This is a genomic window from Natronorubrum texcoconense (assembly GCF_900100335.1).
Taxonomy (GTDB): domain Archaea; phylum Halobacteriota; class Halobacteria; order Halobacteriales; family Natrialbaceae; genus Natronorubrum; species Natronorubrum texcoconense.
Genome location: NZ_FNFE01000005.1, coordinates 1 through 26,580, shown reverse-complemented (window position 1 = coordinate 26,580; position 26,580 = coordinate 1). Strand labels below are relative to the sequence as shown.

General features: G+C 61.5%; 23 protein-coding genes. 6 read left to right on the top strand and 17 right to left on the bottom strand.

The genetic code is table 11. The features are described from left to right. Positions 1–14: 14 nt before the first annotated feature. The 9 genes from BLT08_RS15075 to BLT08_RS15035 form a co-directional block, all read right to left on the bottom strand. Positions 15–884 carry an SMP-30/gluconolactonase/LRE family protein gene (locus BLT08_RS15075; RefSeq protein ID WP_090309299.1) on the bottom strand — a complete coding sequence of 290 codons (870 nt, stop codon included), beginning with the start codon at positions 882–884 and terminating at the stop codon, positions 15–17. Positions 885–1,394: 510 nt separating this feature from the next. Beyond that, the gene (locus tag BLT08_RS15070) at positions 1,395–2,336 is read right to left on the bottom strand and encodes a DUF7260 family protein (RefSeq protein WP_090309295.1); all 942 of its coding nucleotides are present in this window, start codon (positions 2,334–2,336) and stop codon (positions 1,395–1,397) included. A gap of 186 nt (positions 2,337–2,522) precedes the next feature. Beyond that, a complete protein-coding gene (locus tag BLT08_RS15065) occupies positions 2,523–3,683 on the bottom strand; it encodes an acyl-CoA dehydrogenase family protein (protein ID WP_090309291.1) in 1,161 nt (386 codons plus the stop codon). A 177-nt stretch (positions 3,684–3,860) separates the two neighbouring features. Continuing rightward, positions 3,861–4,793 carry an HpcH/HpaI aldolase/citrate lyase family protein gene (locus BLT08_RS15060; RefSeq protein ID WP_090309288.1) on the bottom strand — a complete coding sequence of 311 codons (933 nt, stop codon included), beginning with the start codon at positions 4,791–4,793 and terminating at the stop codon, positions 3,861–3,863. Between the two features lie 658 nt (positions 4,794–5,451). Beyond that, positions 5,452–6,225, bottom strand: a complete 774-nt coding sequence (locus tag BLT08_RS15055; RefSeq protein ID WP_090309284.1) for an IclR family transcriptional regulator — start codon at positions 6,223–6,225, stop codon at positions 5,452–5,454. A gap of 288 nt (positions 6,226–6,513) precedes the next feature. Next, positions 6,514–7,266, bottom strand: coding sequence for an SDR family oxidoreductase (locus BLT08_RS15050; RefSeq protein WP_090309281.1), 753 nt, complete (start codon positions 7,264–7,266; stop codon positions 6,514–6,516). Positions 7,267–7,446: 180 nt separating this feature from the next. After that, positions 7,447–9,453: a TRAP transporter permease gene (locus BLT08_RS15045; RefSeq protein ID WP_090309278.1), complete on the bottom strand. Its 2,007-nt coding sequence runs from the start codon at positions 9,451–9,453 to the stop codon at positions 7,447–7,449. A gap of 32 nt (positions 9,454–9,485) precedes the next feature. Further along, complete coding sequence (locus BLT08_RS15040; protein WP_090309275.1) at positions 9,486–10,502, bottom strand: TAXI family TRAP transporter solute-binding subunit; 1,017 nt, start codon at positions 10,500–10,502, stop codon at positions 9,486–9,488. A gap of 292 nt (positions 10,503–10,794) precedes the next feature. Further along, complete coding sequence (locus BLT08_RS15035) at positions 10,795–11,586, bottom strand: SDR family oxidoreductase (RefSeq protein ID WP_090309270.1); 792 nt, start codon at positions 11,584–11,586, stop codon at positions 10,795–10,797. Positions 11,587–11,777: 191 nt separating this feature from the next. Between BLT08_RS15035 and BLT08_RS15030 the strand changes: the two genes are divergently transcribed. Further along, complete coding sequence (locus BLT08_RS15030) at positions 11,778–12,971, top strand: CaiB/BaiF CoA transferase family protein (RefSeq protein ID WP_090309266.1); 1,194 nt, start codon at positions 11,778–11,780, stop codon at positions 12,969–12,971. 136 nt (positions 12,972–13,107) lie between these two features. Here the strand turns inward: BLT08_RS15030 and BLT08_RS15025 are convergent, their stop codons facing one another. Together BLT08_RS15025 and BLT08_RS15020 are read right to left on the bottom strand one after the other, a co-directional pair. Then, positions 13,108–13,545, bottom strand: coding sequence for a universal stress protein (locus BLT08_RS15025; protein WP_090309263.1), 438 nt, complete (start codon positions 13,543–13,545; stop codon positions 13,108–13,110). 77 nt (positions 13,546–13,622) lie between these two features. Continuing rightward, positions 13,623–14,630, bottom strand: a complete 1,008-nt coding sequence (locus BLT08_RS15020) for a 3-hydroxyacyl-CoA dehydrogenase family protein (protein WP_090309260.1) — start codon at positions 14,628–14,630, stop codon at positions 13,623–13,625. Between the two features lie 61 nt (positions 14,631–14,691). Between BLT08_RS15020 and BLT08_RS15015 the strand changes: the two genes are divergently transcribed. Next, positions 14,692–15,537 carry a beta-keto acid cleavage family enzyme gene (locus BLT08_RS15015; protein WP_090309257.1) on the top strand — a complete coding sequence of 282 codons (846 nt, stop codon included), beginning with the start codon at positions 14,692–14,694 and terminating at the stop codon, positions 15,535–15,537. A gap of 130 nt (positions 15,538–15,667) precedes the next feature. Here the strand turns inward: BLT08_RS15015 and BLT08_RS15010 are convergent, their stop codons facing one another. Continuing rightward, positions 15,668–15,850 (bottom strand): hypothetical protein, encoded by a 183-nt coding sequence (locus BLT08_RS15010; protein WP_090309254.1) that lies wholly within the window; start codon positions 15,848–15,850, stop codon positions 15,668–15,670. Between the two features lie 89 nt (positions 15,851–15,939). Between BLT08_RS15010 and BLT08_RS15005 the strand changes: the two genes are divergently transcribed. Both BLT08_RS15005 and BLT08_RS15000 read left to right on the top strand, forming a co-directional pair. Next, the gene (locus BLT08_RS15005) at positions 15,940–17,349 is read left to right on the top strand and encodes an FAD-binding oxidoreductase (protein WP_090309251.1); all 1,410 of its coding nucleotides are present in this window, start codon (positions 15,940–15,942) and stop codon (positions 17,347–17,349) included. A 76-nt stretch (positions 17,350–17,425) separates the two neighbouring features. Then, the gene (locus BLT08_RS15000; RefSeq protein ID WP_090309247.1) at positions 17,426–18,658 is read left to right on the top strand and encodes a mandelate racemase/muconate lactonizing enzyme family protein; all 1,233 of its coding nucleotides are present in this window, start codon (positions 17,426–17,428) and stop codon (positions 18,656–18,658) included. Between the two features lie 138 nt (positions 18,659–18,796). On the opposite strand, the gene BLT08_RS14995 is transcribed toward BLT08_RS15000, so the two are convergent. Together BLT08_RS14995 and BLT08_RS14990 are read right to left on the bottom strand one after the other, a co-directional pair. Beyond that, entirely contained in the window at positions 18,797–19,522 is a 726-nt protein-coding gene (locus tag BLT08_RS14995) for a cyclase family protein (protein WP_090309242.1), read from the bottom strand. A gap of 41 nt (positions 19,523–19,563) precedes the next feature. Continuing rightward, on the bottom strand, positions 19,564–20,700 hold the full coding sequence (locus BLT08_RS14990; RefSeq protein ID WP_090309238.1) for an acyl-CoA dehydrogenase family protein: 1,137 nt from the start codon (positions 20,698–20,700) through the stop codon (positions 19,564–19,566). A gap of 139 nt (positions 20,701–20,839) precedes the next feature. Between BLT08_RS14990 and BLT08_RS14985 the strand changes: the two genes are divergently transcribed. After that, the gene (locus BLT08_RS14985) at positions 20,840–22,399 is read left to right on the top strand and encodes a class I adenylate-forming enzyme family protein (RefSeq protein WP_090309235.1); all 1,560 of its coding nucleotides are present in this window, start codon (positions 20,840–20,842) and stop codon (positions 22,397–22,399) included. A gap of 18 nt (positions 22,400–22,417) precedes the next feature. On the opposite strand, the gene BLT08_RS14980 is transcribed toward BLT08_RS14985, so the two are convergent. From BLT08_RS14980 to BLT08_RS14970, 3 genes are read right to left on the bottom strand one after another with little or no spacing between them, the layout of a single operon-like run. After that, positions 22,418–23,161, bottom strand: coding sequence for an SDR family NAD(P)-dependent oxidoreductase (locus BLT08_RS14980; protein ID WP_090309231.1), 744 nt, complete (start codon positions 23,159–23,161; stop codon positions 22,418–22,420). Positions 23,162–23,217: 56 nt separating this feature from the next. Next, complete coding sequence (locus tag BLT08_RS14975; protein ID WP_090309225.1) at positions 23,218–24,531, bottom strand: aspartate aminotransferase family protein; 1,314 nt, start codon at positions 24,529–24,531, stop codon at positions 23,218–23,220. Between the two features lie 4 nt (positions 24,532–24,535). Continuing rightward, positions 24,536–26,017: a CoA-acylating methylmalonate-semialdehyde dehydrogenase gene (locus BLT08_RS14970; RefSeq protein WP_090309222.1), complete on the bottom strand. Its 1,482-nt coding sequence runs from the start codon at positions 26,015–26,017 to the stop codon at positions 24,536–24,538. Between the two features lie 177 nt (positions 26,018–26,194). Between BLT08_RS14970 and BLT08_RS14965 the strand changes: the two genes are divergently transcribed. Next, the coding region (locus BLT08_RS14965) for an aminotransferase class III-fold pyridoxal phosphate-dependent enzyme (protein ID WP_139171315.1) at positions 26,195–26,580 on the top strand (386 nt) is incomplete at its 3' end.

Below are 26,580 nucleotides of genomic sequence, written 5' to 3'. Positions count from 1 at the left end.
CCACAGCGGGGGCGTTACTCGAGGGCGATGCGCGATCGGAACTCGGGGACGCCAGCCACGCCGACGTCCGGAATCCGAAAGAGTGCGCCGGCACCGTCACCCTCGATGGCCCGATCCCCGTCTGTCAGCGCGGTCGTCAGATAGAGATCACGATAGTTCGGTCCGCCGAACGTGACGGAGGAGACTTTTCTCGCGGGAAGTTCGATCTCGTCGATCGGTCCGCCATCGGGAGCGTACCGGACGACTCGCCCGCCGTTCCATCGAGCGGACCAGATACAGCCCCTTTCGTCGACGGTCATCCCATCCGGGATACCGTCGTCCGCGGGCGTTTCGAGGAACGTCCGCTCGTTCGAGATGTCGCCGGTCGCGCGGTCGTACTCGAACGCGTAGATTCGATGGGCCTCGGATTCTGTGAAATAGAACGTCTCGTGATCGCTGGAGAACCCCATTCCGTTCGCGATATCGACATCTTCGAGAACGACCGTCGAGGTGCCATCCGGATCGAGACGATAGAGGTCGCCGAGTTCGTTCTCGCCGGGCATCGTCCCGCAGAACACGCGTCCCTCGGGATCCGCGATGACGTCGTTGAACCGCGTGTCAGCGTCGATTTCGGCGACCGGTTCGGCCCTCTCCCCACCCGGAACCCAGCGGCTGACGGTGCCGTGAGTGAACAGAAGCAGTGCTCCGTCCGCTTCGATGGTGTAGCCGCCGAGCGGTTCGTCGTCCGTCTCGTAGACACACTCGTACTCGTCGATTTCGGGGTCGTATCGATAGAGCCGGCCGGCCGGGATATCGACCCAGTACAGTCGTTGTTCGTCGGGATGCCAGAGCGGTCCCTCTCCGGTATGCGCACGGGTATCGGCGACGCGGTTGACGCGAACCATACCATGTGGTTCAGCGGTTTTTACTTCAATCTAGCTATGATTGGACACACCGATCGGGTATTGAATTGACGCCAGTTTTCTGTATATCGGAGGCTCTAGTACAAATATGGAGAAGTGAAAGTTGTATATTCCCATTGAATCCTATGTATGGGTGGTTTATAGAGCATTTAGGATAGATGCTGAGTAAAACTTCATGTAAGTTAATTCGAGATCGGAGAACGTTTCCTATTTCATGTGATATCTGATGTGTTCTCAGCGATCAGTTCGAGCGGTCTACACAGAGACCTGTCGTCAAGATATGGCACCAATACAAATCGAAGGTCATAGAGTACGTCGACTATCGTTGTTACAATACGGATTACAGTTCGATCTATGATATTCGCTCATTGATCTCGAGTCCCATCAAATGGTGTTTCGTCTAGTAGTATCCGTAGAAGATAGGTTCACACCAATGAGCTGGATTTCGATTTTACCAATCGGGTGGAACGCCACTGCAGGTGGGTACCCAGATCATCGATACGTGATCGCGCGGTGGATAGCCTGCTGGCGCGCCTCGAGTCGCGAATGCAGTCGCACACAGGCGTCTAACACCGGAAAGTCGGTCTCGAGTTCCGCGTATAGGTAGGATTGAACGAACAGCAGGTCGAGGTTCGACCGAAACATGCTCTCGGCGTGGATGTGTTGCTGGCGGCTTCGGAGCAACCGTTCGCACCGATCTTTCCACCGAGACAGCCGTCGTTCGTGGTCGAAGAGTTCGGTGAGCGTCGCCTCGGACAGCGACGGTTCAGCCTCGAGATCCGACGCAATCGCCCGGAGCTGTCGCTCCGCGCAGTCGAGTGAATCGCGTTCCGAATCGATCGTCTGCAGCAGTCGCTCGCGGCGGAGACTGGCCTCGGTCGCTCGCTGGATCGCCGCCCGCTTGACCGGGAGCGAGAACTGATCGCCGCAGACGACGGCCGTCGCGACGTCTGCCGAGAGTTCGGACGCCATGTTGTCGTACAGCGCTTCGCCGTACAACTGATCGAAATGCTCGAGTCCCATGATGCACTCGCGGTAGGCTGCCCGAACGCTATCGAGTTCTCCCACGACCGTGTTCGCGTGCTCCACGCCGACCAGCGGGAGCCCGCCGCCAACATCGGCCGAGACGGGGATCGAATCGACCTCAGTCGCGAACTGATGGAAAGCGTCGCGCTCTTGCATCAGTTGTTCGCGCTCCCGATCGACGGCGATCCTCGCCGCAGGGATGGAGCTACTGGCGACGAGCGCCCCGAGTGCGATGGAGGGGACGTCGGTACCCAAGCCGGACGTCGGTGAGTGGCCGTCGGATACCCAGACGAGCCAGACGACGAACAGGCCTACCGTCACGACCCCGAACTCGATCGTCTGCTTCGGTTCGTCGTGGACGGTTCGAGAACGAGCGGCACCGTCAAGAGGGGTGGTCGCGTGAGTCATTGAGTACGTACTCGTTCTATGGTACGTAATATCATAGTTTCTGTGACCGAAGTTACAGTACGAGCGGGCGAGTTGCAGTTCTGCTCGAACACGACTCGCTACGACGCCACGACTAAGCCGTTCCCGGGGCTTGGGCATTGCAGCCAGTGCCCGTCGAGCGATACCGGCGTGAAACGCAGGCGGAAGCTACGAGGAGAGCAGTTTATCGGCGATAATTCGCTTCTGAATCTCGCTCGTCCCCTCGAAGATTCGGGTGAGTCGGGCGTCTCGCCAATAGCGTTCGACGTCGAAGTCGGTGGTGTAGCCGTAGCCACCGTGGATCTGGATTCCTTCGCTCGTGACCCGTTCCGCGACTTCGCTCGCGAACAGTTTCGCCATCGCGGCCTCTGCGTCCGCGCCTTCGCCCTGGTCTACGGCGTCCGCGACGAGGAGCGTCAGGGCTCGAGCGGCTTCGACCTCGGTCGCCATGTCGGCCAGTTTGAACCGGATCGCCTGGAACTCTGAAATCGGTTCGTCGAACTGCACTCGTTCCGCCGCGTATCCCAGGGAGTCCTCGAGCGCGCCGCGAGCCAGCCCGACCGCTCTGGCCGCCGTGTGAACCCGGCCCTCCTCGAAGAACTCCATGATCTGGTAGAACCCCTGCCCCTCCTCGCCGCCGACGAGTTTGTCCGCGTCGACCCGGACGTCGTCGAAGTTGACCTCCCAGGTCTTCCAGCCGTGGTAGCCGATCTTGTCGATCGCGGTGCCGCTCAGCCCCTCTCGGTCGAACGTTCCGGCCGGTTTTTCGACGATGAATCCAGAGATACCGCGATAGGACGGCTCTGCATCGGGATCGGTGACGGCGTACGTCAGGATGAAATCAGACCCCTTCGCGAACGTACACCACATCTTCTGCCCGTTGAGGACGTACTCGTCGCCGTCTCGCTCCGCCCGCAGTCGCATGTTCGAGACGTCGCTGCCGGCGTCGGGTTCGCTGATCGCGATGCTCTTGAGGAGCTCTCCCCTCGCCATCTTCGGGAGGTACTCCTGTTTCTGTTCCTCGGTCGCCCCGGCGAGACTCTGGCCGCGAGCGATGATGCTGCCGACGCTGAGCCAGCCTCGAGAGAGCTCCTCGGCGATCACCGCGTAGGCTTTGAGATCCAGCCCGAGACCGTCGTACTCCTCGTCGATGAGAATGCCGAAAAAACCCATCTCGCGGAGATTGTCGACGAGTTCGGCCGACATCTCTTCTCGGTTCGGGTCCCGTTCGCTCGCCTCCGGAAGCACTTCGTTCTCGACGAACCGTTTCGTCTCGTCGCGAAACAGTTGATGTTCTTGATCCAGAAGGACGTTTGAGATTCCAGTCATTTCCTATACCCAACTCGCAAACGTTATTAAGCGTTCTCACTGCTGCGGAGACCGTGACAGAAAGCGGACGGGAAGCGTTGAGATAGCCTCGAGGAAGTGACCACCACCACGCCTCGGAACTCGTGAGAGCGAGCGAACGTGACTGTCAAAATCAGGTCACGATCCGTCGGGCCCTCGTTAGTACGCGTCGAGGTCCGTCTCGATATCGAGGTCGTCCTCGAACGCCTTTGCGTACTCGAGGTAGCGTTCCGCCGTCGATATGTTCGCGATATCGATCATCTCCCCCTCGTAGGTGATCGCGCTCTTGTTCTGTTCTTCGGCCTCTTGGAGCGCCTCGAGCGCACCGATCCAGTACTCGATGGTTTCGGCGTCGGGGAGGAAGAGGTCGTTCGCGTGTTCGACGTGGGAGGGGTGGATGACGATGTAGCCGGTGTAGCCCATCTCCCGCGAGAACTGCATGTCCTTCCTGAGTCCCTCGATGTCGCCGACGTCGACGTACGGGCCGGCGAGCGGGTGTTCGATACCCGCCGCTCGAGCGTCCATCAGCGCCTGTTGGCGGAGGTGAACCGTCTCCAAGCCCTCCCGGCCGGGACCGGTCCACTCGAAGCCGAGCGCTCGGTTGGTGTCGGTCCCCTTCACGGCGCCACAGCCGATCGTCGCGACGCGTTCAGTGGTCGTACAGAGGTCGTACACCTGTCGCATCGCCTGTGCGGTCTCGATGTTGACCAGCAGTTCGACGCTGTTTTCGGGCAGTCCCTCGCGGCGCTCGATGTGGGTCAACACCGAATCGAGTCGCTCGAGATCGTCCGGGTTCCTGACCTTCGGGACCGTAATCGCCTCGACACCGGCGCGGACGACAGCCTCGTAGTCGTGTTCGGCGAACCCCTGACTCGCGTTCGGGTGTGCGTTGACGCGGACGTGGATCCGCTGTCCCTCGTCGGCGAGCGCCGAGACGTTGTCGGCGACGATCTCCCTCGCCGCCGCTTTCTCCCCCGGCGGCACCGAGTCCTCGAGATCGAAGATCACGACATCAGCGTCGTTCGTATGGGCGTTCGAGACCCACTCTTCGCGGTTCCCCGGGACGAACAGCGCGGATCTGACAGGTTCCATACGCTGACGTCGGTCGATGCGTTCTTATATGTTACCCACTCTCGAAATCGCCCCCGGCGGTCAGTTTCTGTTCGTCGCAGTCATCGACTCGAGGCAGACGAGTAACTGCTAGTCGGGGTCGTGTGGGCGTAACACTGGAGTCCGCTCGGTCATTTGCCAGCCGTGGAATTGGCGAGGGCCAGCGGTTCTGATTCGGTTTCACCTCGAATTCGAATCCACGATGAAGCGCCGTTTTCAACGATCTGAGAGTATAAATCAGCCGCTATTGGAATCCGGACCGGTTCTGCTGTTCACTCACAGAGAACGCAGGGTGCAGTCACCGCCAGTACTCACCACTCCACCGCGAGGGAGGGTGCGTCAACCAAAACGAACTCGTATGCTAACGGATCGAGTCCCCTCCAGGGGACCACGTCCGGCCACAGCAGACGTAGTTGCCCCGTGTTGACGACGTGTAACAGGGATGGTCGTCGCCAGCCGAGTGGTCGACTGCTAAGCCGGAGTACCTACGGGTAGGGTACTGTGTCTGTTAGATACATTTACAGAAGTACTCCTGTAATTTCCTGTGAAAGAGACAAGTTTCGGGAGGCGAACAACACGGCCAAATTTTACAGTAGTACATTTGTAATTCTCCTATGGCCGAGGAGCTTCGTGGTGGTCGCTATTCGACGTACCGCATCCGCAATTCGAGTTCGTTCGCTGCCTCCCGGACCAGTTCCGCACACTCGGTGTGTACGGTGTCCTGCGATAGGTGGTCGGCTGGGCCGGTAATACTGATCGCTCCGATCTGATCCGAATCGGGGCTCTTGACCGCAGCAGCGATCGACTGAATGTCCTCGATTCGCTCCCCCGTACTCGTCGCGTATCGCTGCTCGCGGATCTCCTCGAGTTCGGTTCGCAGCTCAGCTGCATCGGTAATAGTGTTGTCCGTCTCAGCCGGGAGGTTCGTTTCTTCGATGATATCCGCAACCGTCTCATCGGGGAGTTCAGCGAGAATCGCTTTTCCTGCGGCGTTCTGGTGAATAACGTATCGGTTCCCGAGTGGAACCGGTTTCCGAAGTCCGTAACGATCGTTTTCGATGAAAACGAAGACGCCGTGTGTCCGATCACGAAGAATGAACGATGCCATTTGATTACTCTCTTCGGCCAGGTCCTCGACCGTAGAGCGTGCACATCGGCAGAACGCGTTCCGGTCGCGGATATGACCGCCGAGTGTGAGCAGTTTCAGGCCGAGTTGATACCGTCCACCGTTGTTGACGACGTATCCGTGTTCTTCAAGCGTTTTTAGGTGTTTGTGAACGGCACTTTTCGAGAAGTCGACTGCGTCCGCCAGCTCCGTAACTCCCATCTCGTCTTCTTGGTGAATGCATTCGATGATAGAGAACATCGTCTGATCGGACTTCACAAACTCGCTCGCCCCTGTGTTATCGGTCATACTGCGTGTTAACGGCTTCCACGTTAATTAATCATTCGCACAGTTGACCAAGAGGTCCGCCGTGTCTGCCAGTTTGTTTCACAGATCGGATCCGGACCCGTTCACTGAGAGAGGAAGAGACGGATTTGTGTTCTCTGAGAGAGGACGCAGGGCGAGAACGAGAGCGGTGATCTGCGACAGACAGTGTGTATTTCTGATGCTACACACTCACAACCGGAGCTGAACGAGGCAATCTGGTTCGCAACAAAAAGCGGGTTCCGGCGGCCGTACCGGCCAAATGTCGACCCGCTAGAACGGGGTGAATTTATCTCTTCGATAGAGGTCGAGCTCGTTCACGACGTTCGGCGGTTCCTGTTCGGCTGCAAAAGCGATCGCTTCCGCTATCGTTTCCGGATTCGTGACTTCATCCGGATCGAACCGGTCCTGAGAGATTTCGTCTCGGTACTCCTTCCCGAACTCCGTTCGCACTTCGGTCGGATTGATGATGCTGACACCGATCCCGTCGTTGCCAACCGATCCAGCCAGACTCAGTGCGAACCCTCGTACCCACCACTTCGATGCGGCGTACACTGGTGCCCCCGGTCGCGGATACTGACCGGCAAAGCTGCCGACGAAAATAGCGTTCCCGGCCGTCTCGCGGAGGAAGGGAAGTACCGCTCGAGTCATAAAAAAGACCCCGTCCACGTTCACACCCATCACGGTCCGATACTGCTCGGTGGGCGTGTTTTCTACCGTCTCGTGGCCGGTCGCTATTCCGGCGTTGTTGACCAGTACGTCGATCCCATCGAAGGCCTCGACGGTGTGTTCTACAGCGGCCTGAACCTCGTCCTCGTTGCTAACGTCTGCTGGAAGGACGAGGGTCGAGCCCTCCGTTTCTGCCTCGAGACGATCAGCTATCGTCTGTAATCTCGATTCTCGACGAGCGATCATCGCGACGTTTACTCCGCGCCTGGCCAGTGCCGTTGCAGTCGCTTCGCCAATACCGGCGCTTGCACCGGTAACTACGGCCGTTTTCCCGGATAGTAACGACGTCATGTTCATAGGTAACTATTCGCGGCCCATATAACGATTGCTCTGATCGAAACGTCGAAAGCGATCGGGAGGTTGGACGAATAGATGAGTTCGAATCGAGTCATCCGCTACATCGACCAGTACCCTACCGAAACGCGAAAAGAGACCGCGAACGAACGCAAACCGGTCGGAGTTCAAACCGAGCCGTTCTCAGTCTTCGGCCGTTTGGACGCTCTCCGTCTTAGATTTTCGATTGAATCGTTTCCAGATGTGGCTCCGAAGTTGCACTGCCATCATCACGAAGATGATCGCAATGCAGGCGAGACGGACCGGCATGCTGGGATAGACCATCGCGAGCACGCCGAGTACGAAGTAGACGCCCTTGACGGGGAACTTGACGAACGGGCTCTCGTGGAAGAACTTCCCGTAGTAGTTGAGACCGTGAGCGATGCCGAGCGCGCCGAGCAGGGCAACGAGTCCCGAGAAGAACGTTTCCATCCCCCAGCCACCGACGACGATTTCTGGGTTGTAGATGAACGCGAACGGCAGGACGTAGATCGGCGCAGATATCTTCAGCGCCTCGTGGACCGTCCGCCAGAAATTACTCCCCGCAATCCCTGTGGCAACCACGACTGCAATCGCGATTGGGGGCGTCAGCCCGGACAGAATCGCAGCGTACAGCACGAAGAAGTGGGCCGCCAGATCCGGAACGAAGAACTGCTGAACCAGCGCTGGCGCGATCAACGACGCGACGATGACGTACGCCGCGACGGTCGGCATTCCGAGTCCAAGAATGATCGAGATGACCATCGCGAGGATCACTGCGTACAGCATGACGCCGCCGGAAATATCGAGGAGGGCGAGCGAGAGAACGCCCGGAATACCCGAGGCCTCGAAGACGTCGACGACGCCGTTAATCGCCGCAATGATGATCGCGATCGGTGCGAGAATCATCGCGCCCTCTCTGAAGCCAAAGGCGGTATCGTGAAGGAGGGAAACGAACTCCTCCTTGAGGTCGTTCCCTTCCGACGCCGCCGTCACTAACGGGAACCCGAAGCCGGTGATGAACATCACGATGATGGTGTAAAGTGCGGACGTAAGCACGGTGTACTGGAGCACACCGAGCATGTAGATCAGGACGGCGAACGGGATACCGAATCGGAGACATTGGACCGCAAACTCCTTGGTCGACATCGTTTCGTCGAACTTATCTGCAGCATCGAGTTCGATCGATTTGCCCCGAAGCTCGCCGATGCCTTTGTAGTGAACAGCGATAACGACGGAGCCATAGAAGATGAGGGCAGGAACGATACCCGCAACCATGACTTCGACGTAGGTAATTCCGAGCAGCGAGGCCATCACGAACGCGGCCGCACCCATGATGGGGGGCATGATCTGCCCGCCTGTCGATGCGACGGACTCGATACCACCGGCGGTTTCGCTTTTCATGCCGCTCTCTTTCATCAGCGGAATCGTGAACGATCCCGTAATCGCCGTGTTCGCCGCCTGGCTGCCGGTGATCGAGCCGATGATGATGCTCGAGGTCACCGCGGACAGCGCAATTCCGGAGCGGACGTACGTCGCCATCCGGAACGCGACGCGCATGATGAGATCGAACGCTCCGAAGCCCCGCATTAACCCGGCGTACAGCAGGAATAACGCGACCCACGTCGCGATAATCCTCGAGATAGATCCGTACACTCCCTGGAAGTCGAGAACCATGATGTTCGCCGTGCGGTTGAGACTGAACCCACCGTGTCGGAGGATACCCGGAGCGAGATCGCCGTAGAGTCCGTACAGCAACGCGGCGACGATCACGGCCAGGAACGTGAAACCGTAGGCTCGGTACGAGAGATAGAGGATGACGAGGACGAACGCTGCAGCTAACGCGTACTCTCGAGGTAACGCGGTGCCAACACGAACCGACAACAGCGTGTTGTAGAACGCCGTCATGTACAGCGTCGTGACGATTGTGACGGCTGCAGAGATACCGAGACCCGCTACCTCCAGCATCTTCTCCTCCCTGTACGCCTCGATCATTTCGCTACCGAGGTAGACGACGATGATGGCCCCGAGGAAGATCACCGTGAACAGGATCCGATCCATTCGTTGCGTAAACGCATAGTACAGGACCCAGACCCACGTAATGATCGCTAATGCCGTTACTAAGTCGTTGGCGACCTCTAAGCGGTCTTTGTTTGAAATTGAGTAAACCATAGTTTGTTGCCCGTAGCAGCTGTGGCCGTGAGCTATTCGTCGCCGCGAGTCCAGCTGTCGTCCCAGACGTCGTGGTCTTCGTACCAGTCTGCAGCGCCGGGGTGAACTGGAATTTCGTCCGTGTGCGTCAGTGCGAACGTGAAGTTATCCGGATCGTCCCAGTCGAGGATCGTCGGATTTGCATCCTGCATCGACTGGTAGTGTTCGTGACAGATATCCATTAGCTCGTACACTGCATCCGCGGGAATCTCGGAACTGAAGAGATATGGGTAGGTCTCCGTCCAGGTGTGCTTCGGGAAGTCGCCTCCCTGAACGTCCTGATCCCAACCGCCGATTTCGTCGACTTCCTCGTATCCTGCGCCGCCGAAGTCTTCGGCCGCCTCGATGTAGTCGTCGGTCATCTCGATCGCCCTGACGTCGGCGCGCGAGTCGATTTCGACCGCCCACGACGGTAACTGGTCGTAGTTCGAACTGTAGGTGACGAACGCCTCGACTCGGCCCTCCTCGAGTGCACTCGCCGCCTCGCTGGTTTCGAAGTTGACGACGCCCTCCTCCAGGTCCTCCCAGAGGCCGGCATTACCGTACATCTCCTCGGTCATCGCACGCAGTCCCCACCCCGCGGGGAGTGCGTAGATATCTCGTCCGGGGAGGTCGTCGGTGGTCTCGATGTCGCTGTCCTCGAGGGCCATCCAGTAGAGGTTAAGCGAGAGGTGGCCGAAACCGTGCTGTGGGAACTCCGAAACGTCGTCCGGCTCTTCGAACGGCCCCGTCTGTTCGAGTGCCTGATTCAAGATATAGTTCCCCGCCGAGTAGGAGTTCAGTTCGTCGTCGGCGAACAGTCGAATCGACTGTGGGTCACCACCCGCGTCTTGCGTGATGAAATTGATGCTATCGGACTCTTGGCTGACCACCCGCTGAATCGCCTGTGAGTTACCGTACGTCGACGATCCGGAGGACGAGGAGCCGACGGTCATGTCGACCGAATCGCCGTCCCCACCGAGACACCCTGCGAGTCCGATCATCCCGATTCCGGCGGTCCCTTTTAACACATCCCTTCGTGACTGATTACCATTCTCAACCATTGTTATAGATGATATAGCCAACCTTATTTAAAACTTTCCCCAGAGACTACGCTTACTTCGCCCCCTATTAAGTGAGTTCCGGACAAATAGCAATATCTCGCAATGTGAGTCGAACGTGGTTGCGTAAATGTCCAACTTATATGAACTATAGACAACCTTTCGGATCGGGTCCCTCTTTGAACAGACCAGTGAGGTGTGGAGTATGAACGACTACCGTCTCCCGCTGACTGGACACGAGTAGCTCCTCGGACAGATCACGCTATATGTTCGACCGGCCGAGACCGCCATCGATAGGCACTGTAATCCCGTTTGTGAAAGCAGACGCTGGCGAGCAGAGGAACGCAACCGTGTTACCGAGCTCCATCGGCCGGCCGATTCGTTCTACTGGGTTCGTGCTCCCCTTTGCCGCGAGACCTTCCTCGTAGGAGTCGAACTCGCCACGTTCGATCGCCTGCTCGAGCAGTTCGCGGGTTCGTTCGGTTTCGATCGGGCCGGGTAACACGCTGTTGAACCGCACCTCCGGGGCGAGTTCGCGCGAGAGCGTCTTCTCGAGGCCGATAACGCTCATCCGAACCGAGTTGGAGAGCACGAGCGAGTCGATAGCTTCCTTGACGCTGTGGGACGTGATGTGAACGACGGAGCCGCCGTCACCGGCCCGCAGTTCGTCGGCGGCCGCCCGAATCAGCCGAACGACGCTCATCACGAGCAGGTCGTAGGCAGCGTACCAGTCCTCGTCGGTCGTCTCGAGGAACGGCCCGCTCGGCGGCCCGCCTGCGGAGGTAACCAGATGGTCGAGTCCGCCGAACTCCTCGACCGTCACCGAAACGAGTTCGGAGATATCGTCCGGGTCGGTCAAATCTCCCGCGTGTGTAACCACGCGTCCGGAAGCGACGGACTCGATTTCCGTGCGGGCATCCTCGAGTCGTCCTTCGTCGCGACCGTTGAGAACCACGTTCGATCCTTCTCGGGCCAGCGCTTTGGCGGATGCTTTCCCGAGGCCGCTGCTCGAGGCCGTTACGAGCGCCGCATCTCCCGCAAGTTCCAGGTCCATCGGTATTCGGAAACACACCACGCAGATATAGCTGCTGTGGTGGGTGGCTCGTTTCGGAGTCACGCGTTCGCGGGCAAACGGTAATGTAACGTTCACGCGGAAAATCGGCAAGCGTCCACTCAGCTCCTGTCGAGGGGGTTACAGTGGGCTGCACAAAGTATATCCGCACTGGCCCGACAGGTTTCGTGAGCATGCAACCATTAGCGGGGATTACCGTCATCGATGCGACGCAGGCGCTCGTCGGTCCGTTCACGGGACAGACGCTCGGCGATCTCGGTGCGGACGTAATCAAGGTCGAGCGGCCGGGCCACGGAGACTTGACGCGAACGTACTCGCCGCAGTACGGCGAAGAGCTCTCGGCGTACTTCGTGAGTACGAACCGAAACAAGCGCAGCATCAGCCTGGATCTCACGACGGCAGAGGGACAAGCGATCCTTCACGATCTGGTTGCGGGGGCGGACGTGTTCGTCCAGAACTTCTCGCCCGGGAAGGCGAAGGCGTTCGGCGCCGAGTACGAAACGCTCTCGTCGGTGACCGACGATCTCGTCTACTGTGATATCTCCGGCTACGGTGAAGACAGTCCGTACGCCGATCGCAAGTCCTTCGACATCATCCTGCAAGGCGAATCGGGGATGATGAGCGTCACCGGAACCGAAGCGCAGCCCGCCCGTATCGGCGTCTCGATCTGCGATTTGGCGGGGGCGATGACGGCGATCTACTCCATTCTCACCGCGCTCTATCACCGCGAGCGAACCGGTGAGGGCCAGTACATCGACGTCTCGTTGCTGGACGCGAGCTTCCAGTTTCTGGGCTACCACGTGTCGAACTACTTCGCGACGGGCGAGAATCCGGGACGCATGGGCACCCGCCACCCCAGTCTCATGCCCTATCAGGCGTTCGAAACCGCCGACTCACACATCGTCGTCGGCGTCGTGAGCGAACACATCTGGCCGAAGCTGTGCCGAGCGATCGGCCGCGAGGAGTGGATCGACGACGAGCGCTACGCGACGTTTTCCGACCGCGTCGAGAACAGAGGCGAACTCGATCCCGTCCTCGACGACATCTTCTCAGCGCGTCCGACCGACGAGTGGATGACGATCCTCCAGAACGAAAACGTTCCCTGCACGCCGGTACGGGACGTCGAAACGCTGGTCGACGATCCGCACATCGAGACGCGCGGCATGATCGCGGAGATGGAGCACCCGGAGCTTGGAACGTTCAAGTCGCCGGCCAACCCGGTCAACTTCTCCTCGCTCGAGACCGACGCGGACGGTCCGCCGCCTCGTCTCGGCGAACACACTGACGAGGTACTTGCGGAACTCGGGTTCGACGAGTCAGAGCGCGACCGACTGCGGTCGGATGGAATCGTCCATAGTAACAACTGAACCGATTTGCACGCTGATCGCACGGCCGTCGTGTGACCAGGTGTGCATTGACGTTCAGTAGCTACTACAGCGTTCGTCGGTGACTTTCGGTGCGAGAAATGAACAGTCGGCCGCTCGTTCGAACCGACGACGGGAGCTAAACGATCGTGACGGGCCGGTCGGAGTCGAGAATCACGTCCTGCGTGACGCTTCCGAACACCGCCTTGCCGACCGGAGACCGCTTCCGACCGGGGACGATGATGGTATCGGCGTCGACCGAGTCGGCGTATTCGACGATCTCGTCCGCGGGGTCGCCGTGGCGACGCTCCAGGTCGACCGAGACGCCGGCCGCGACGAGTGCATCTCGGACGATCACCATCGATTCCGGAAGCGCGTCTTCGTCGTAGAGGTCCTTCGACTTGACGTTCCCTCCCTCGTCGATCGCTTTGAACTCCTTGAAAACGTTCACTATCGAAACCGAAATACGCTCGGTGTCGACGTCGAGCCCCGATTCGTCGGTCAGTTCCGTGACGAACTCGGCCGCGTTCTTCGCTCGCGTCTCGTCTTCGTCTACCGGGATGACGATCTGGTACATGGGTTCACCGTAAAGTTTGGATTCCAGCTATATAACCGTACTCGCGAGTTTGCCGAGTACTGACCCGCAAACTCGCCTCACGAACCGGATTCGAACTCGTCGGGAGCGTCGGGCGGCCCGCGAGCGGCCCGGTAGACCTCGAGTTGATCGAGGAGTCGTTGATCCCGTTCGGCCATCGTCCGCTCGAGGTCGGCATCCGACCAGTCGTAGACCCCGCGGTCGGTCTTCACGCCGAGCCGACCCTCGGCGACGAGATCGGACAGCACCGACGGCGGCGTCGTCTGCCGGTCGATCTCCTCGAGCAGTTCCGAGAGGACCGTGTGATGAACGTCGAGTCCGGAGTGATCCCCCTTCTCGAGAACGCCGAGCGTCGGCAGGCGAAAGCCGAACGTCCCCTTCACCGCGCGATCGATGTCCTCGGCGCTGGCGACGCCCGCTCCGAGCAGCGCCCACGCCTCGCGGGCCATCGCCGACTGGATTCGGTTGGCGATGAATCCGGGAATGTCCTCTTCGACGACGACGGGATCTTTCCCGATCGTCTCGAGAAACGCCGTGGCGACGTCGACGGTTTCGTCCGTAGTGTGTTCGCCGTAGACGACTTCCACGACCGGAACGATGTGAGCCGGGTGGAACCAGTGCATGCCGCAGAACCGCTCTGGGTGGGCGAGCGAGGCGGCGAGTTCGGTGATCGACAGCGAGGAGGTGTTCGTCGCGAGCGTCGCGGACGGCGATGCGTGGCGTTCGATCCGGTCGTAGACGGCCGCTTTCGTCTCGCGGTCCTCAGTGACCGCTTCGATGATCAGCGGCGCGTCCGCCACGGCCGTCTCCAGATCGCTCACGTACGTCACGCGCTCGCGGACCTCGGAGACGTCGGTCACGTCCGCGACCCCGCGGTCGGTGAGGGTCCGAACGGTCGAACGGACCTCCGATTCCGCGTCGGCCAGCGCCTCGTCGTCGATATCGAACAGCGTCACGGGTTGGCCGCCGACGGCGCTAGCGACGGCGATATTACGTCCCATCGTACCGGCACCGATGATCGCAGGACGGGGGGCAGCCTCGTTGTCGTCGGGAGAGTTTCCTTCCATGCTCGACCGTTTCGGGGGCGTCCATTAATGCTTTCGTGGTGGCCCGTCTGGAAGGTGGTAGATGAGTTACCAGAACTACCTCGAGGGCGGGAAGCTAATCCTGACCGTCCCGACGACGGGCGGCGTCCAAGGAAAGGAAGCGAACCCGAACCTCCCGGAACAGCCCGAGGAGATCGCCGAAGCGGCATACGAGTGCGAGCAACTCGGCGCGGCTATCGTCCACCTGCACGGGCGTGACGAACACGGCGAGCGAGACGCCGGTCGGCTTCAGGAAGTCAACGACGCCGTTCGCGATCGCTGCGACGATATCATCATCCAGAACACGACCGGTGGAACGGGGATCCCACTCGAGGGGCGAGTGGCCGGAATCCGGACCGATCCGCTCCCTGAGATGGCGTCGCTCGATATGGGGCCGATGAATCGGTACCAGCACATCACGTCCGAGAACACGCGCCACATGATCGACTCGCTGGCCGAAGAGATGCAGGAGAAGGGCATCAAGCCGGAGATGGAGGTGTTCAACAACGGCCACCTCAACGAGGTACACCGCCTCATCGAGAAGGGGTTGCTGGACGAACCGTACTACATCAACCTCATCTTCGGGCCGGGGACGCTCACGCCGCCGACGCCGGAGAACATGGTCAACATGGTGAACAACCTCCCGGAGAACTCGATCTTCAACGTGCTCGCGATCGGCCCGCACCAGCTCCCGCTGACGACGATGGGGATCGTGATGGGCGGTCACGTCCGCATCGGGATGGAGGACAACCTCTATTTCCGTCGCGGAGAGCCCGCCGAGAGCAACGCGCAACTCGTCGAACGAACGGTGGGCATTGCGGACAAGCTCGATCGGGACCTCGCGAGCCCTGCGGAAGCGCGCGAGCTTCTCGGCATGTCGTCGCAGTAGTTGGGGGTTCCGTTCAGTAAACCGCGAGCGCGTCGATTTTACGGCGACTCATACGGTTTGTTGTAACGACTTATCAATACAACCGCGACCGTCCTGCGGTTGCACCGGAAATGACTTACAGCGGACCGTATCACTCGGATTCGGCGTCGCGGTAAAACTCGCAGTCGCGCTCGTGGTCCAGTTCGTGACGGTCGTTGCAGACGTCCGCTCGCATCGGCGAGACGAACTCCTCGACGACGCCGCAGTAGGCGCGTTCGGTATCGAACTCCAGGTCACCGTCGGATCGTCGGTACGAGAGGTACGGACAGGTCATGGTTCAACCCAGACGCCCGATATAGGAATAGCTACTGGTGGTGTGGGGACCGGAGAGATTTTATGCCAGTTCCCGTACCATGCGGTATCATGCAACGGAACCCCGATTCGAGCCACGACTGCGCGTTTCTGGACGGCGCAGTCACCGACGGACGGGTCGCACACACCGAGAGCGTGCGCGAACAGTACGCGACCGACGAGAGCCCACACGCTGGCCGCATGCCGGACGCCGTCGTCTGGCCGGCGTCGGCCGACGAGGTCGCGGCCGTCCTCGCGGAAGCCAACGAACGCGATATCCCCGTGACGCCGCGGTCGGGCGGCTCGGGTCTCGAGGGGAACGCGATCCCCTCCCACGGCGGCATCGTCCTCAGCACGGCCGAGATCGAACACGTCGAAGTATCACCCGCCGACCTGCAGGCGACGGTCGGCGCGGGCGTCGTCTACGACGACTTGAACGACAAACTGGCCTCGAAGGGGTTGCGGTTCGCGCCCGGCATCTCGAGCGGCGATGTGGCGACGATCGGGGGGATGGTCGCGACGAACGCGAGCGGCTTCAACGCGGTCCGCTACGGCGAAACGCGCGACCACGTTCGGCGGCTCGAGGTCGTCACCGCAGACGGACGTATCGTTGAGTGCGGCAGAGACGTCGTCAAGACGTCCGCGGGGTACAGTCTGAAGGACCTCTTCGTCGGCAGCGAGGGCACCCTCGGCGTCGTCACCGAGGTAACGCTCGGGCTGGTCGGCATCCCCGAGTATCGCCGGGCGGCGCTGGTGACGTTCCCGTCGCGCGCCGCCGCATCGCGGGCCGTCGCGGACGCCATCGGATCGGCGCTGGTCCCCGGTGCGATCGAGTTCATCGACACGACCGCGATAAAGATGCTGAACGCCTACCACGACGACGTCTCCTTCGAGGAACGGCCGACGCTGATCATCGAGTTACACGCGAACAACGCCGGGATCGAGGAGGACCTCGAGTTCGCGAAGGCGATCTGCGAGGACCACGGAATGCGCTCGTGGGAGGCGGCGTCCGAGGAGAATCTGGGCGATATCTGGCAGGCCCGCCGGGACAAGTACCCGGCGACCCAGGCCTACCGGGAGGGGTGGGAAGTCGCACTGGTCGGCGACGTGGTCGTGCCGATCTCGCAGTATCCGGAGATCGTCGAGGAGGTCTCCCGGGCCAGCGAGGAACTCGACCTGCTGACCTCCTGCGTCGGTCACGCGGGCGACGGAAACCTCCACTTCACGTCGCTCGTCGATCCCGAAGACGAGGAGATGGTCGAGCGGGCCCAGGAACTGAACGAACGCGTCGTCAGAAAAGCGATCGCGCTCGGCGGCAGCGCGACCGGGGAACACGGGGTCGGAATCGGGAAACGGAAGTTCATGGACGAGGAACACGGTCTGGCGATCGATCTCATGCGTTCGGTAAAGGACACGTTCGACCCGAAGGGGATCTTGAACCCCGGAAAGGTACTCCCCGAACTACCGGCCGACGAACGGTAGCACGAACGGCGAGACGTCCCTCGGTCAGTGCTCCCATAGATTAATATAACCGTCCGGCAATGTGTTTTGTGGTACCATGTATGCAGACTTCGCGTCGCGGTTAGCCTCGAGCATCTGGCCCGACTTCGGTGACACGCCCGATCGCTCGACCGAAACACCCGAGATTACCGGTCTCGAGACGGTCGTCGTCGACGGAAACTTTCCGTGGACGATCGTTCGACTCGAGACCGATGCCGGCGTCGTGGGCATCGGCGAATCCTACCCCTCGCCGGGCGTCCACGAGGTGATCACCGACTACTTCGAACCCGTACTCGTCGGCGAGAACCCGCTGGACGTCGAGCGACTGTACCATCTCATGCGCGAGAGCCTCTCGGGGCGCGGTTCGCAGCAGGGGATCGGCACGATCGCGATCAGCGGAATCGAACTCGCGCTCTGGGACGCCGCCGGAAAGATCCTCGAACAGCCGGTGTACCAACTGCTGGGCGGCAAGATGCGCGAGGAGGTCCGGATGTACGCGGACTGCCACGCCGGCGAGGGGATGGTCGAGTCGGCCCTCAACGAACAGCCGAACGAGACGTACGAGGCGAAGGCCTACGCCAAGGCGGCGCGGGCGGCGGTCGACGACGGCTACGAGATAATCAAGTTCGACCTCGACGTCCCGTCGGGCCGCGAGATCGACACGCTCGCACGCCACTTCGACGGCCCCGAGATCGAACACAAGCGCGGGCTGGTCGAAGCCGTGACTGAGGAGGTCGGCGACGAAGCGGAGGTCGCGGTCGACCTCCACTGGAACTTCAGCGTCGAGGCGACCGAAAAGCTGTGTGCGGCCCTCGAGCCGTACGACCTCGCGTGGATCGAGGACCCGCTCCCGCCGGAAAACGCCGACGCGCTGGCGACGCTCAACCGGAGCGTCGAGCAGCCGCTGCTCACCGGGGAGAACCGCTACGGCCGCCATGGCTTTCGCGACCTCGTCGAGGAGGAAGCCGTCTCCTTCGTCGCCCCCGACGTGCCGAAGACCGGCGGCATCGCGGAGACGAAGAAGATCGCCGAACTAGCCGACACCTACTACCTGACGATGTGCCCCCACAACATCGGCAGCCCCGTCGCGACGATGGCCGGCGTTCACGTCGGTGCGACGGTCCCGAACTTCCTCGCGCTCGAGTTCCACGCTCGAGACGTCCCGTGGTGGGACGACCTCGTCGACGCCGACGAACCGCTCATCCAGGACGGGCGAATCGAGGTTCCCGACGAACCGGGGCTCGGGATCGAACTCGACTGGGACGTCGTCGAGGAACACCGAAAGCAGTAGCGTCGGAATCCGGACGGAACGGCTACTCCTCCGGTCGTCCGTACTGTCGAACGAGGAAAATCGAACGCAGCATCGGCCTCCCGTTTGTTCGTGAGAATCCTGTACTACCGCCCGATACCGATTCGTAACGCGTACCGCTCAGTCGTCGACGACGGCGAACGCGCGGATCGGACTCGCCGTCGCACCGCTGAGCGGAAGGGGGGTCGCGCTGAAGACGAAGCGGTGGGACGGAATGTCGTCGATATTCCGGAGGTTTTCGACGATTAGTGTGTAAGAGTCGGGTGCGCCCTCCCTGAGAAGAACGCGATGAGCCGGCATCGAGACGTCGCCGGCGATGTCGACGTTCCCGCAGTCGATGCCGACGACGCTCACGTCGCGTTCGTAGAGCCACTCCGCGCCCGTTTCCGAGAGGCCCGGGTGATCTCCCAGATACGTGGCTTCGTCATCCGGCAGGTAGTCATCCCAGCCGGTGTACAGCAACACCGAGTCGCCGCGTTCGACCTCGACGCCGGCATCGGCCGCGGCGTCTTCGAGCACCTCGGGGCCGATCTCTCCCTTCGGCCCGACGTCGGAGACGTCGAGCCAGACGGCCGGACCGTGACACTCCTCGAGACCGATCTCGTCGATCGTTTTCCCGTCCGGGTGGAGGTGAAACGGCGCGTCGATGTGCGTCCCGTTGTGTTCGGCGATGTAGACGAAGCCGTTGACCAACGACAGGTCGTCGACCCCCTTTCCACGCCACGTGTCTTCGGCCTGCTCGTGGTTCATTCGAGTGCCCGAAAGAAACAGCGGGCTTCGACCGTGGTTCGGGTGGTTCGCCATCTCTTCGGTGATCTCTGCAGTCAGGTCGATCAGTTGAGACACGATAACACGTGTGACCGGTCAGCTAATAACTGTTCTCACAGTCAGTCGTAAAGCCCGTTCGCGACCACGATCCGATTGATTTCGTTCGTTCCCTCGTAGATCTGCATCCCCTTCGCGACGCGCATTCGCCGCTCGAGCGGGTAGTCCTTCGAGTAGCCGCGGGAGCCGTGAACCTGGACGGCTTCGGTCGTCACGTCCATCGCGACGTCCGTCGCCTTCGTCTTCGCCATCGCCGCCTCAGAGGTTACGCGTTCTCCCCGATCCCGCTTCGCCGCGGCGGAGAGGGTGAGCAGCCGCGACGCTTCGATCTCGATCGCCATGTCCGCGAGCTTGAACGAGATGCCCTGGAACTCCCGGATCGGCTGTCCGAACTGCTCGCGCTCGTCGGCGAACGCCACGCTATCCTCGAACGAGCCCTGTGCCACGCCGACCCCCTGAGCGGCCGTCCCGATTCGCCCGATGTCCAGCCCCTCGAGGACGTATCGGAGGCCCTTCCCCGGTTCTCCGATGACGTTCTCCGCCGGAACCCGAACGTCGTCGAACCGAAGTTCGGTCTCGATCGAGGCATCGCCTTCCATACACGGGATGTCGCGAACGAACTCGAGGCCGTCTCGATCCGCCGGGTTCGGGACGCCGATCAGGCTGACGCCCTCGTCCGTCCGCGCACCGACGACCAGGAAATCCGCAATACTCCCGTTCGTCGTCCACACCTTCTCGCCGTCGAGGACGTACTCGTCGCCGTCTCGAGTCGCCGTCGTCTCGAGCGAGCCCGCGTCGCTGCCGGCGTTCGGTTCGGTCAACGAGAGCGCGGGGATCCACGCGCCCGAGCAGATGTTTCCGAGCCACTCCTCGCGTTGCCACTCCGCGCCGAACTCGTGGATCGGATAGCCGACGAGACTGCCGGCGACCGAGGCGGTTCCGGCGAGGAGCTTCCAGCTTCGGGAGAGTTCCTCGATAGTGATGGCGTAGGACCGGTAATCGAGGCCGAGGCCGTCGTACTCCGTCCCGTACTGGACCCCGTGGAATCCGGCTTCGGCGACCCGTTCGACGACGTCCGTCGGAAACGTGCCGGACGATTCGTACTCGTCGACGTGCGGTTCGACCTCCGTTTCACAGAACTGGCGAACTGACTCTCGGTGTTCCTGATGCGACTCCGAGAGCTCGATCGTTGTTATCATGGTATTACGTGCGACCCGTCCGATCGCAGTCGTACCTTGGTGGCGTCCCACATAATTCCGTGGGATGGCCCGCCATCCACACGCACAGGCTGACCGGCGGACAGCAGCATTATAACGGTGTGCTCCGATACCGTCGTGTGTGACACAGCCAACCACTGCCGACCTTCTGGGACAGGCCGCGGCCCGCTTTCCGGATCGAGCCGCGCTCCGAGAGCCGGCACGCGACGAGACGGTCTCCTTCGCGGAACTGGACGAGCGAGCGCAAGATATCGCAGCCGGACTGCTCGAGGCCGGCTTCGAACCCGGAGATCATCTCTCGGTCCTGTTGACCGACTCGATCGAGTTCGTCGAACTCCTGTTCGCGTCGGCGTACGCCGGCCTCGTGTTCAATCCGATCAGTTACCGAGTGCCGCCGAAACGGCTCGCGTACGTACTCGAGCACGCCGAATCGGCCGGGCTGGTCTTCGACGAGGAGTGCCTGGAGACCGTCGATGCGCTCGAGGCCGAGGCGTTGCCGAACCTACTCGTAGGAGTGGGTGTCGACGCCGAACCGGCCGGCGTGTCGTACGAGCAACTCGAGGGCGGCGACGGGGCTGGCACGAAACAGATGCCGGCCGAAGCCGACGTCGACGAATCCGACCCGGCGCTACTCCTCTACACCTCGGGGACGACCGGGCGTCCGAAGGGCGTCCTCCACTCTCACCGAACCGTCGTGAACGCCGCGCTCGTCTCGCTCCCGTACAACCGGCTCCGACCGACGGACGTGAACGTCGCACTCGGCCCGCTCTATCACGTCGGACCGCTGCTCTGTAACGTCCTGCCGGCGCTGAACGTCGGCGCGTGCAACGTCGTCCAGCACGAGTTCGATCCGGCGACGACGCTCGAGCGAATCGAATCGGAGGGAATCACGACCATGTGGGGAGTGCCGACGCACGTGCGGGCGCTGGTCGACGAGGAATCGATCGGAGATTGCGATATCGAACACGTTCGGATGATTCAGTACTCCGGCGCGGCGATGCCCGCCGCCGTCGCAAAGCGAGCGCGGGACCACGTGTCGGACTGCGAGTTCGTGAACGCGTACGGAACGACGGAGATCGTCTTCGGGACGCTGATCTATCCGGAGTTCCACGACGAGAAGTTAGGAAGCATCGGACAGGCCGCTCCGAACGCAGCCGTCCGAGTCGTCGATTCCGAGAACCCCGTTCCGGACGCCGTCGTCGACACCGACGAGGTGGGGGAACTCCTCGTGAACGCCTCCACGTGTCTGCTCGAGTACTGGCGAGATCCCGCGGCGACCGACGAAGCGATCGTCGACGGCTGGTATCGAACCGGAGACCTCGGGCGCAGAGACGAGGACGGCTTCCTCTACTTCGTCGACCGGAAAGATGACATGATCGTCAGCGGCGGCGAGAACATCTATCCGGCGGAAGTCGAGAACCTCCTCCACAGCCATCCGGACGTCGTTTCGGGTGCGGTCGTCGGCGTTCCCGACGACGAGTGGGGCGAAGTCGTCACCGCGTTCGTCGTTCCGGCGAGCGAGGACCTCTCGAGCGACGACCTCGAGGGCTTTTTCGTCGAGTCTGACGAACTCGAGTCGTTCAAACGGCCACGTCAGTACGTGTTCGAGCGGGAGTTGCCGAAGACGAGCAGCGACAAGATCGACCGTCGGGCGCTCCTCGACTCGATATCGACCGACTGACGTGGCCGGTGGAAGCGACTACTGCATCCGCTGTCCGCCGTTGACGTTCAGCGTTTCACCGGTGACGAAGGAGGCGTCCCGGAGGTACGCCGCCGCCTGCCCGATATCCTCGGGTTTGCCTAATCGGCCGACCGGAATTACGTCCTGTCGCTTTCGTTCCTTTGCTTCCTCCGAGGTCGTCGCATCGGTCATATCCGTCTCGATGAACCCCGGCGCGATGGCGTTCACGCGAATCGTCGGTCCGAACTCGAGCGCGTGGCTCTTCGTGAGCCCGATGATCCCGACCTTCGACGTCGCGTAGTGCGGTTCGTAGTCCGCGCCGCTGTATGCGAGTCGCGACGAGAGGTTGATTACCGACGGTCCCTCGGAGACGGACGAGTCCTCGAGATGCGGGAGTGCGGCCTTCGTCACTGCGAACGTCCCGACGACGTTGATGTTCAGCAGTCGCTGGAAGTCTTCGGGCGAGAGCTCAGGCGTGTATCGGTGCTGGTTGATTCCGGCGTTGTTGACGACGTGGTCAAGCGAGCCGAACGCGTCGACCGCGTCGTCGACACACGCCTCGACGGCGTCGGGATCGGCGACGTCCGCCTGTACCGCGAGGGCGGACTGATCGGTTTCGCGCTCGATCGTGTCGACGACCTCGCGGGCCGCCGAGTCGCTGCTCCGGTAGTTTACCGCGACATCGTAGCCGTCTGCGGCGAACTGTTCCGCGACTGCGCGACCGATGCCACGAGACGCTCCCGTCACTAATGCTGCAGGCATACACGTACGCTCGCGGGAACGCGACAATAGTGTTACCCTCGGTCGGGTACCTCGTCCTAGAGCGACTCGAGTGCCCGTTCGAACGCCGTCGCGATCGTTTCGATGTCCTCGTCGTCCATCGGCGTCGAGAGGTTGCCCATTCCGCGCGGTGCGACGAGGATTCCCTCGCGTCGCATCGCGTGAAAGAGCGGTTCGGAGAGGGGGCTACCAGCACCGGACGAGCGCCAGTCCCGAACCGGACCGTCCGTGAAGTGGATCTGGAACAGCGATCCCTCACCGGTGATCGTAATCCGCTGGTTCGAGTCGTCGCCGATCTGCTGAAGACGCCCTCGAAGTTCGTCACCGCGGCGATTCAGTACGGCAATAGCGTCGCCGTCGAGTTGCTCGAGTGTCGCGACGCCGCCGATCATCGTCGCAGGATTGGCGTTGAACGTTCCCGAGTGATCGATCGAGCCGGTTTCGGGGTGGAACTGCGCCATCAACTGCTCGCGTCCGGCGACGGCGCCGACCGGAAGGCCACCGCCGATGAGCTTCCCGAGCGCCGTCAAATCCGGCTCGACGTCACGCCGTTCTTGTGCGCCGCCGGGGGAAAGTCGGAACGACATCACTTCGTCGAAGACCAGCGGTACGTCGGCGTCCTCGGTCACGTCGCGAGCCGTCCGCAGGAACTCGTCCGTCGCTGGAATCATACCGCCGGCTCCGAGTATCGGCTCGAGAACGAGACACGCCAGTTCGTCGCCGACGGCCTCGAACGTCGCCTTGAGCTGCTCGCTGTCGTTGTAGCTCACCGTTTGGACTCGACGTTCGGCGGAGCGTGGGATTCCCTCGTGCGCTCGACCGTCGCCCGAAACGCCGATTTCGACGACGTCGTGGGTGCCGTGATAGCCGCCGTCGATCTTGCAGATCCGTTCTGCCCCGGTCCAGGCCATCGCCGCCCGGATCGCGTTCATCGTCGCCTCGGTTCCCGAATTACAGAAGCGAATTTGATCGATCGACGCGACGCGGTCGACGAGCAGTTCGGCCAGCTCGACGGCAGGTTCGGTCGGAGCAGCGACCCCGTTGCCCGCGCGAAACCGGTCACAGACTGCCTCGACAACCGGCTCGGGTGCGTGTCCGAGGACGCTCTGGGTGTAGTTGTTGAGGACGTCGAGCAACGTCTCGCCGTCGACCGTCTGCAGAGTCGCGCCGCTTGCGGAGTCGACGAACGAGGGATACGGCCGGTGGTAGGTGACCGATCGCGTGTCCCCGCCGGGCATCACCGACCGGGCCCGCTCGGCCAGGGCTCGAGACTGCGGCGTCGCGCGTTCGTACGCCTCCCGGACGTCGGCCGAACCTATCGTCTCATCCGTCGACTCTGTCGGATTCGTCATCGATTTAGGCGTCCGGCCAGCGCTCGATGTAGACGGCCTTGTCGGTGTAGAAGTGGATCATATCCTCGCCCTGGGCGTGGAGGTCGCCGAAGAACGAATCCTTCCAGCCGCCGAAGTGGAAGAAGGCCATCGGCGCGGAGGTGCCGACGTTGACCCCGAGGTTCCCGATATCGCCCTCGTGACGGAATTTTCGTGCGTCTGCACCGCTGCCCGTGAACAGGCTCGCGGCGTTTCCGAACTGACTCCCGTTCATCCGTTCGATCGCCTCGTCGACGTCCGAGACGGCTGCCAGACCGAGCACGGGGCCGAAGATTTCCTCCTGGGAGATCACCATGTCCTCGGTGACGTCGCCGAACACCGTCGGGGCGAGGAAGTTGCCGTCCTCGTAGCCTTCCACGTTGACGTCGCGGCCGTCGAGAAGGAGCTCTGCTCCCTCTTCGATACCGGTCTGGATGTAGTTTCGAACCGTCTGCTCGTGTTCGGGGCTGATGAGCGCCCCGATATCGGTCCCGTCGTCGAGCCCGTAGCCGACGACCTGCGAGGCCGCCTCCTCGACGACGAGGTCGGTGAACTCCTCGTACACCGACTCCTCGATCAGGGCGATGTCGTTTGCGAGACAGCGTTCGCCGCCGCACGCGAAGGCGGAGGAAACGGTCTTCTCGGCTGCGAACTCGAGATCGGCCGTCTCCGTGACGATGATGTGGTTCTTCGCGCCACCCTGAGCCTGAGCGCGCTTGCCGTTTTTCGCCGCGCGCTCGTAGACGAGCTTCGCGATGGGGGTGCTGCCGACGAAGGACGCACCCTCGACGCCCTCGTGGTCGAGGAGCGCGTTGACGGTGTCGGGGCCGCCGTTGACGAGTTGGAGGACGCCGTCGGGGAAGCCCGCCTCGTCGACGAGTTCGAACAGTCGCTGGGCGACGAGCGGGTTCTGCTCGCTCGGCTTGAGGATGAAGCTGTTCCCGGTCGCGACGGCGTACGGCAGGAACCACAGCGGGATCATGCCGGGGAAGTTAAAGGGAGTGATGGCGGTGAAGACACCGAGGGGCTTGCGAACGGCGCTCTCGTCGATGTCCGGAGCGGCGTTCAGGAGGGAGCCGCTCTGCATCATCGACGGGATGCCGCAGGCGACCTCGACGTTCTCGATGCCGCGGCGGAGTTCCCCGCTGGCCTCTGCGAAGGTCTTGCCGTGATCCTTCACGAGCAGCTCCGCGAGCTCGTCCTGGTGCTCCTCGAGCAGTTGCTTCAGTTCGAAAAGCGGCTGGATCCGTTCTTCGACCGGGCGGGCCGACCACTCCTCGAACGCTTCGGTTCCGATTTGAACGATTTCGTCGACGTCGTCGGCGGAGCTGAACGGAACCGTCGCCAGCTCTTCTCCCGTCGCCGGGTTCACGCTCGTCAACTCGTCGGTACCCGAGGCGTCGCGCCAGTCACCGTCTACGTAGTTGCGGACTGTACTGCTCTGACCGATCGACTGTAGTTCGACCATAGGGGGAGTACCGTGAGCGATGAAATAAAATCTTCGATGGAACGGGAGCATGTTCGAACTAGTAGCTATTACACCACACCTAATTCTAATATAGTAGTTTTGTTTAGAACAGTGGTTCGGAAATGATGTACTCGTCGGAAAGATTAATGTAGTCGGAGTTCAAACCCTTGCGAAAGAATGACGAACGAGACAGCGTTGTCGGACGATCGGACCGAGATCGAGCGCCTGGACAAGGAGTACGTGTTCGGGACGTGGTCGTTCCAGAGCGAGGTCGACCCGACCGAGATCGTCGGCGGTGAGGGCGTCCGTTTCACGGACGCTGCGGGAAACGAGTATATCGACTTCTCCGGCCAGCTCATGTGTTCGAACCTCGGACATTCCGCCGACGGGGTCGCTGACGCAATCGCCGAACAGGCCCGGGAAGGGGCGTACTTCGCGCCCGGATTCGCGACGGAGGCCCGTGCCCGCCTCGGCGAGAAACTCGCGGAGGTGACGCCGGGGAACCTCTCGAAGACGTTCTTCTCGACCAGCGGCACCGAAGCCGTCGAAGCCGCGATCAAGAT

Coding starts and splice junctions, on each gene's coding strand:
- BLT08_RS14980 (WP_090309231.1), bottom strand. CDS start 23,161: ATGCCTGCAGCATTAGTGACGGGAGCGTCTCGTGGCATCGGTCGCGCA.
- BLT08_RS15015 (WP_090309257.1), top strand. CDS start 14,692: ATGAGTTACCAGAACTACCTCGAGGGCGGGAAGCTAATCCTGACCGTC.
- BLT08_RS15030 (WP_090309266.1), top strand. CDS start 11,778: ATGCAACCATTAGCGGGGATTACCGTCATCGATGCGACGCAGGCGCTC.
- BLT08_RS15020 (WP_090309260.1), bottom strand. CDS start 14,630: ATGGAAGGAAACTCTCCCGACGACAACGAGGCTGCCCCCCGTCCTGCG.
- BLT08_RS15000 (WP_090309247.1), top strand. CDS start 17,426: ATGTATGCAGACTTCGCGTCGCGGTTAGCCTCGAGCATCTGGCCCGAC.
- BLT08_RS15075 (WP_090309299.1), bottom strand. CDS start 884: ATGGTTCGCGTCAACCGCGTCGCCGATACCCGTGCGCATACCGGAGAG.
- BLT08_RS15055 (WP_090309284.1), bottom strand. CDS start 6,225: ATGACCGATAACACAGGGGCGAGCGAGTTTGTGAAGTCCGATCAGACG.
- BLT08_RS15070 (WP_090309295.1), bottom strand. CDS start 2,336: ATGACTCACGCGACCACCCCTCTTGACGGTGCCGCTCGTTCTCGAACC.
- BLT08_RS15045 (WP_090309278.1), bottom strand. CDS start 9,453: ATGGTTTACTCAATTTCAAACAAAGACCGCTTAGAGGTCGCCAACGAC.
- BLT08_RS14970 (WP_090309222.1), bottom strand. CDS start 26,017: ATGGTCGAACTACAGTCGATCGGTCAGAGCAGTACAGTCCGCAACTAC.
- BLT08_RS15010 (WP_090309254.1), bottom strand. CDS start 15,850: ATGACCTGTCCGTACCTCTCGTACCGACGATCCGACGGTGACCTGGAG.
- BLT08_RS15025 (WP_090309263.1), bottom strand. CDS start 13,545: ATGTACCAGATCGTCATCCCGGTAGACGAAGACGAGACGCGAGCGAAG.
- BLT08_RS14975 (WP_090309225.1), bottom strand. CDS start 24,531: ATGACGAATCCGACAGAGTCGACGGATGAGACGATAGGTTCGGCCGAC.
- BLT08_RS14990 (WP_090309238.1), bottom strand. CDS start 20,700: ATGATAACAACGATCGAGCTCTCGGAGTCGCATCAGGAACACCGAGAG.
- BLT08_RS15035 (WP_090309270.1), bottom strand. CDS start 11,586: ATGGACCTGGAACTTGCGGGAGATGCGGCGCTCGTAACGGCCTCGAGC.
- BLT08_RS15060 (WP_090309288.1), bottom strand. CDS start 4,793: ATGGAACCTGTCAGATCCGCGCTGTTCGTCCCGGGGAACCGCGAAGAG.
- BLT08_RS15050 (WP_090309281.1), bottom strand. CDS start 7,266: ATGAACATGACGTCGTTACTATCCGGGAAAACGGCCGTAGTTACCGGT.
- BLT08_RS15065 (WP_090309291.1), bottom strand. CDS start 3,683: ATGACTGGAATCTCAAACGTCCTTCTGGATCAAGAACATCAACTGTTT.
- BLT08_RS15005 (WP_090309251.1), top strand. CDS start 15,940: ATGCAACGGAACCCCGATTCGAGCCACGACTGCGCGTTTCTGGACGGC.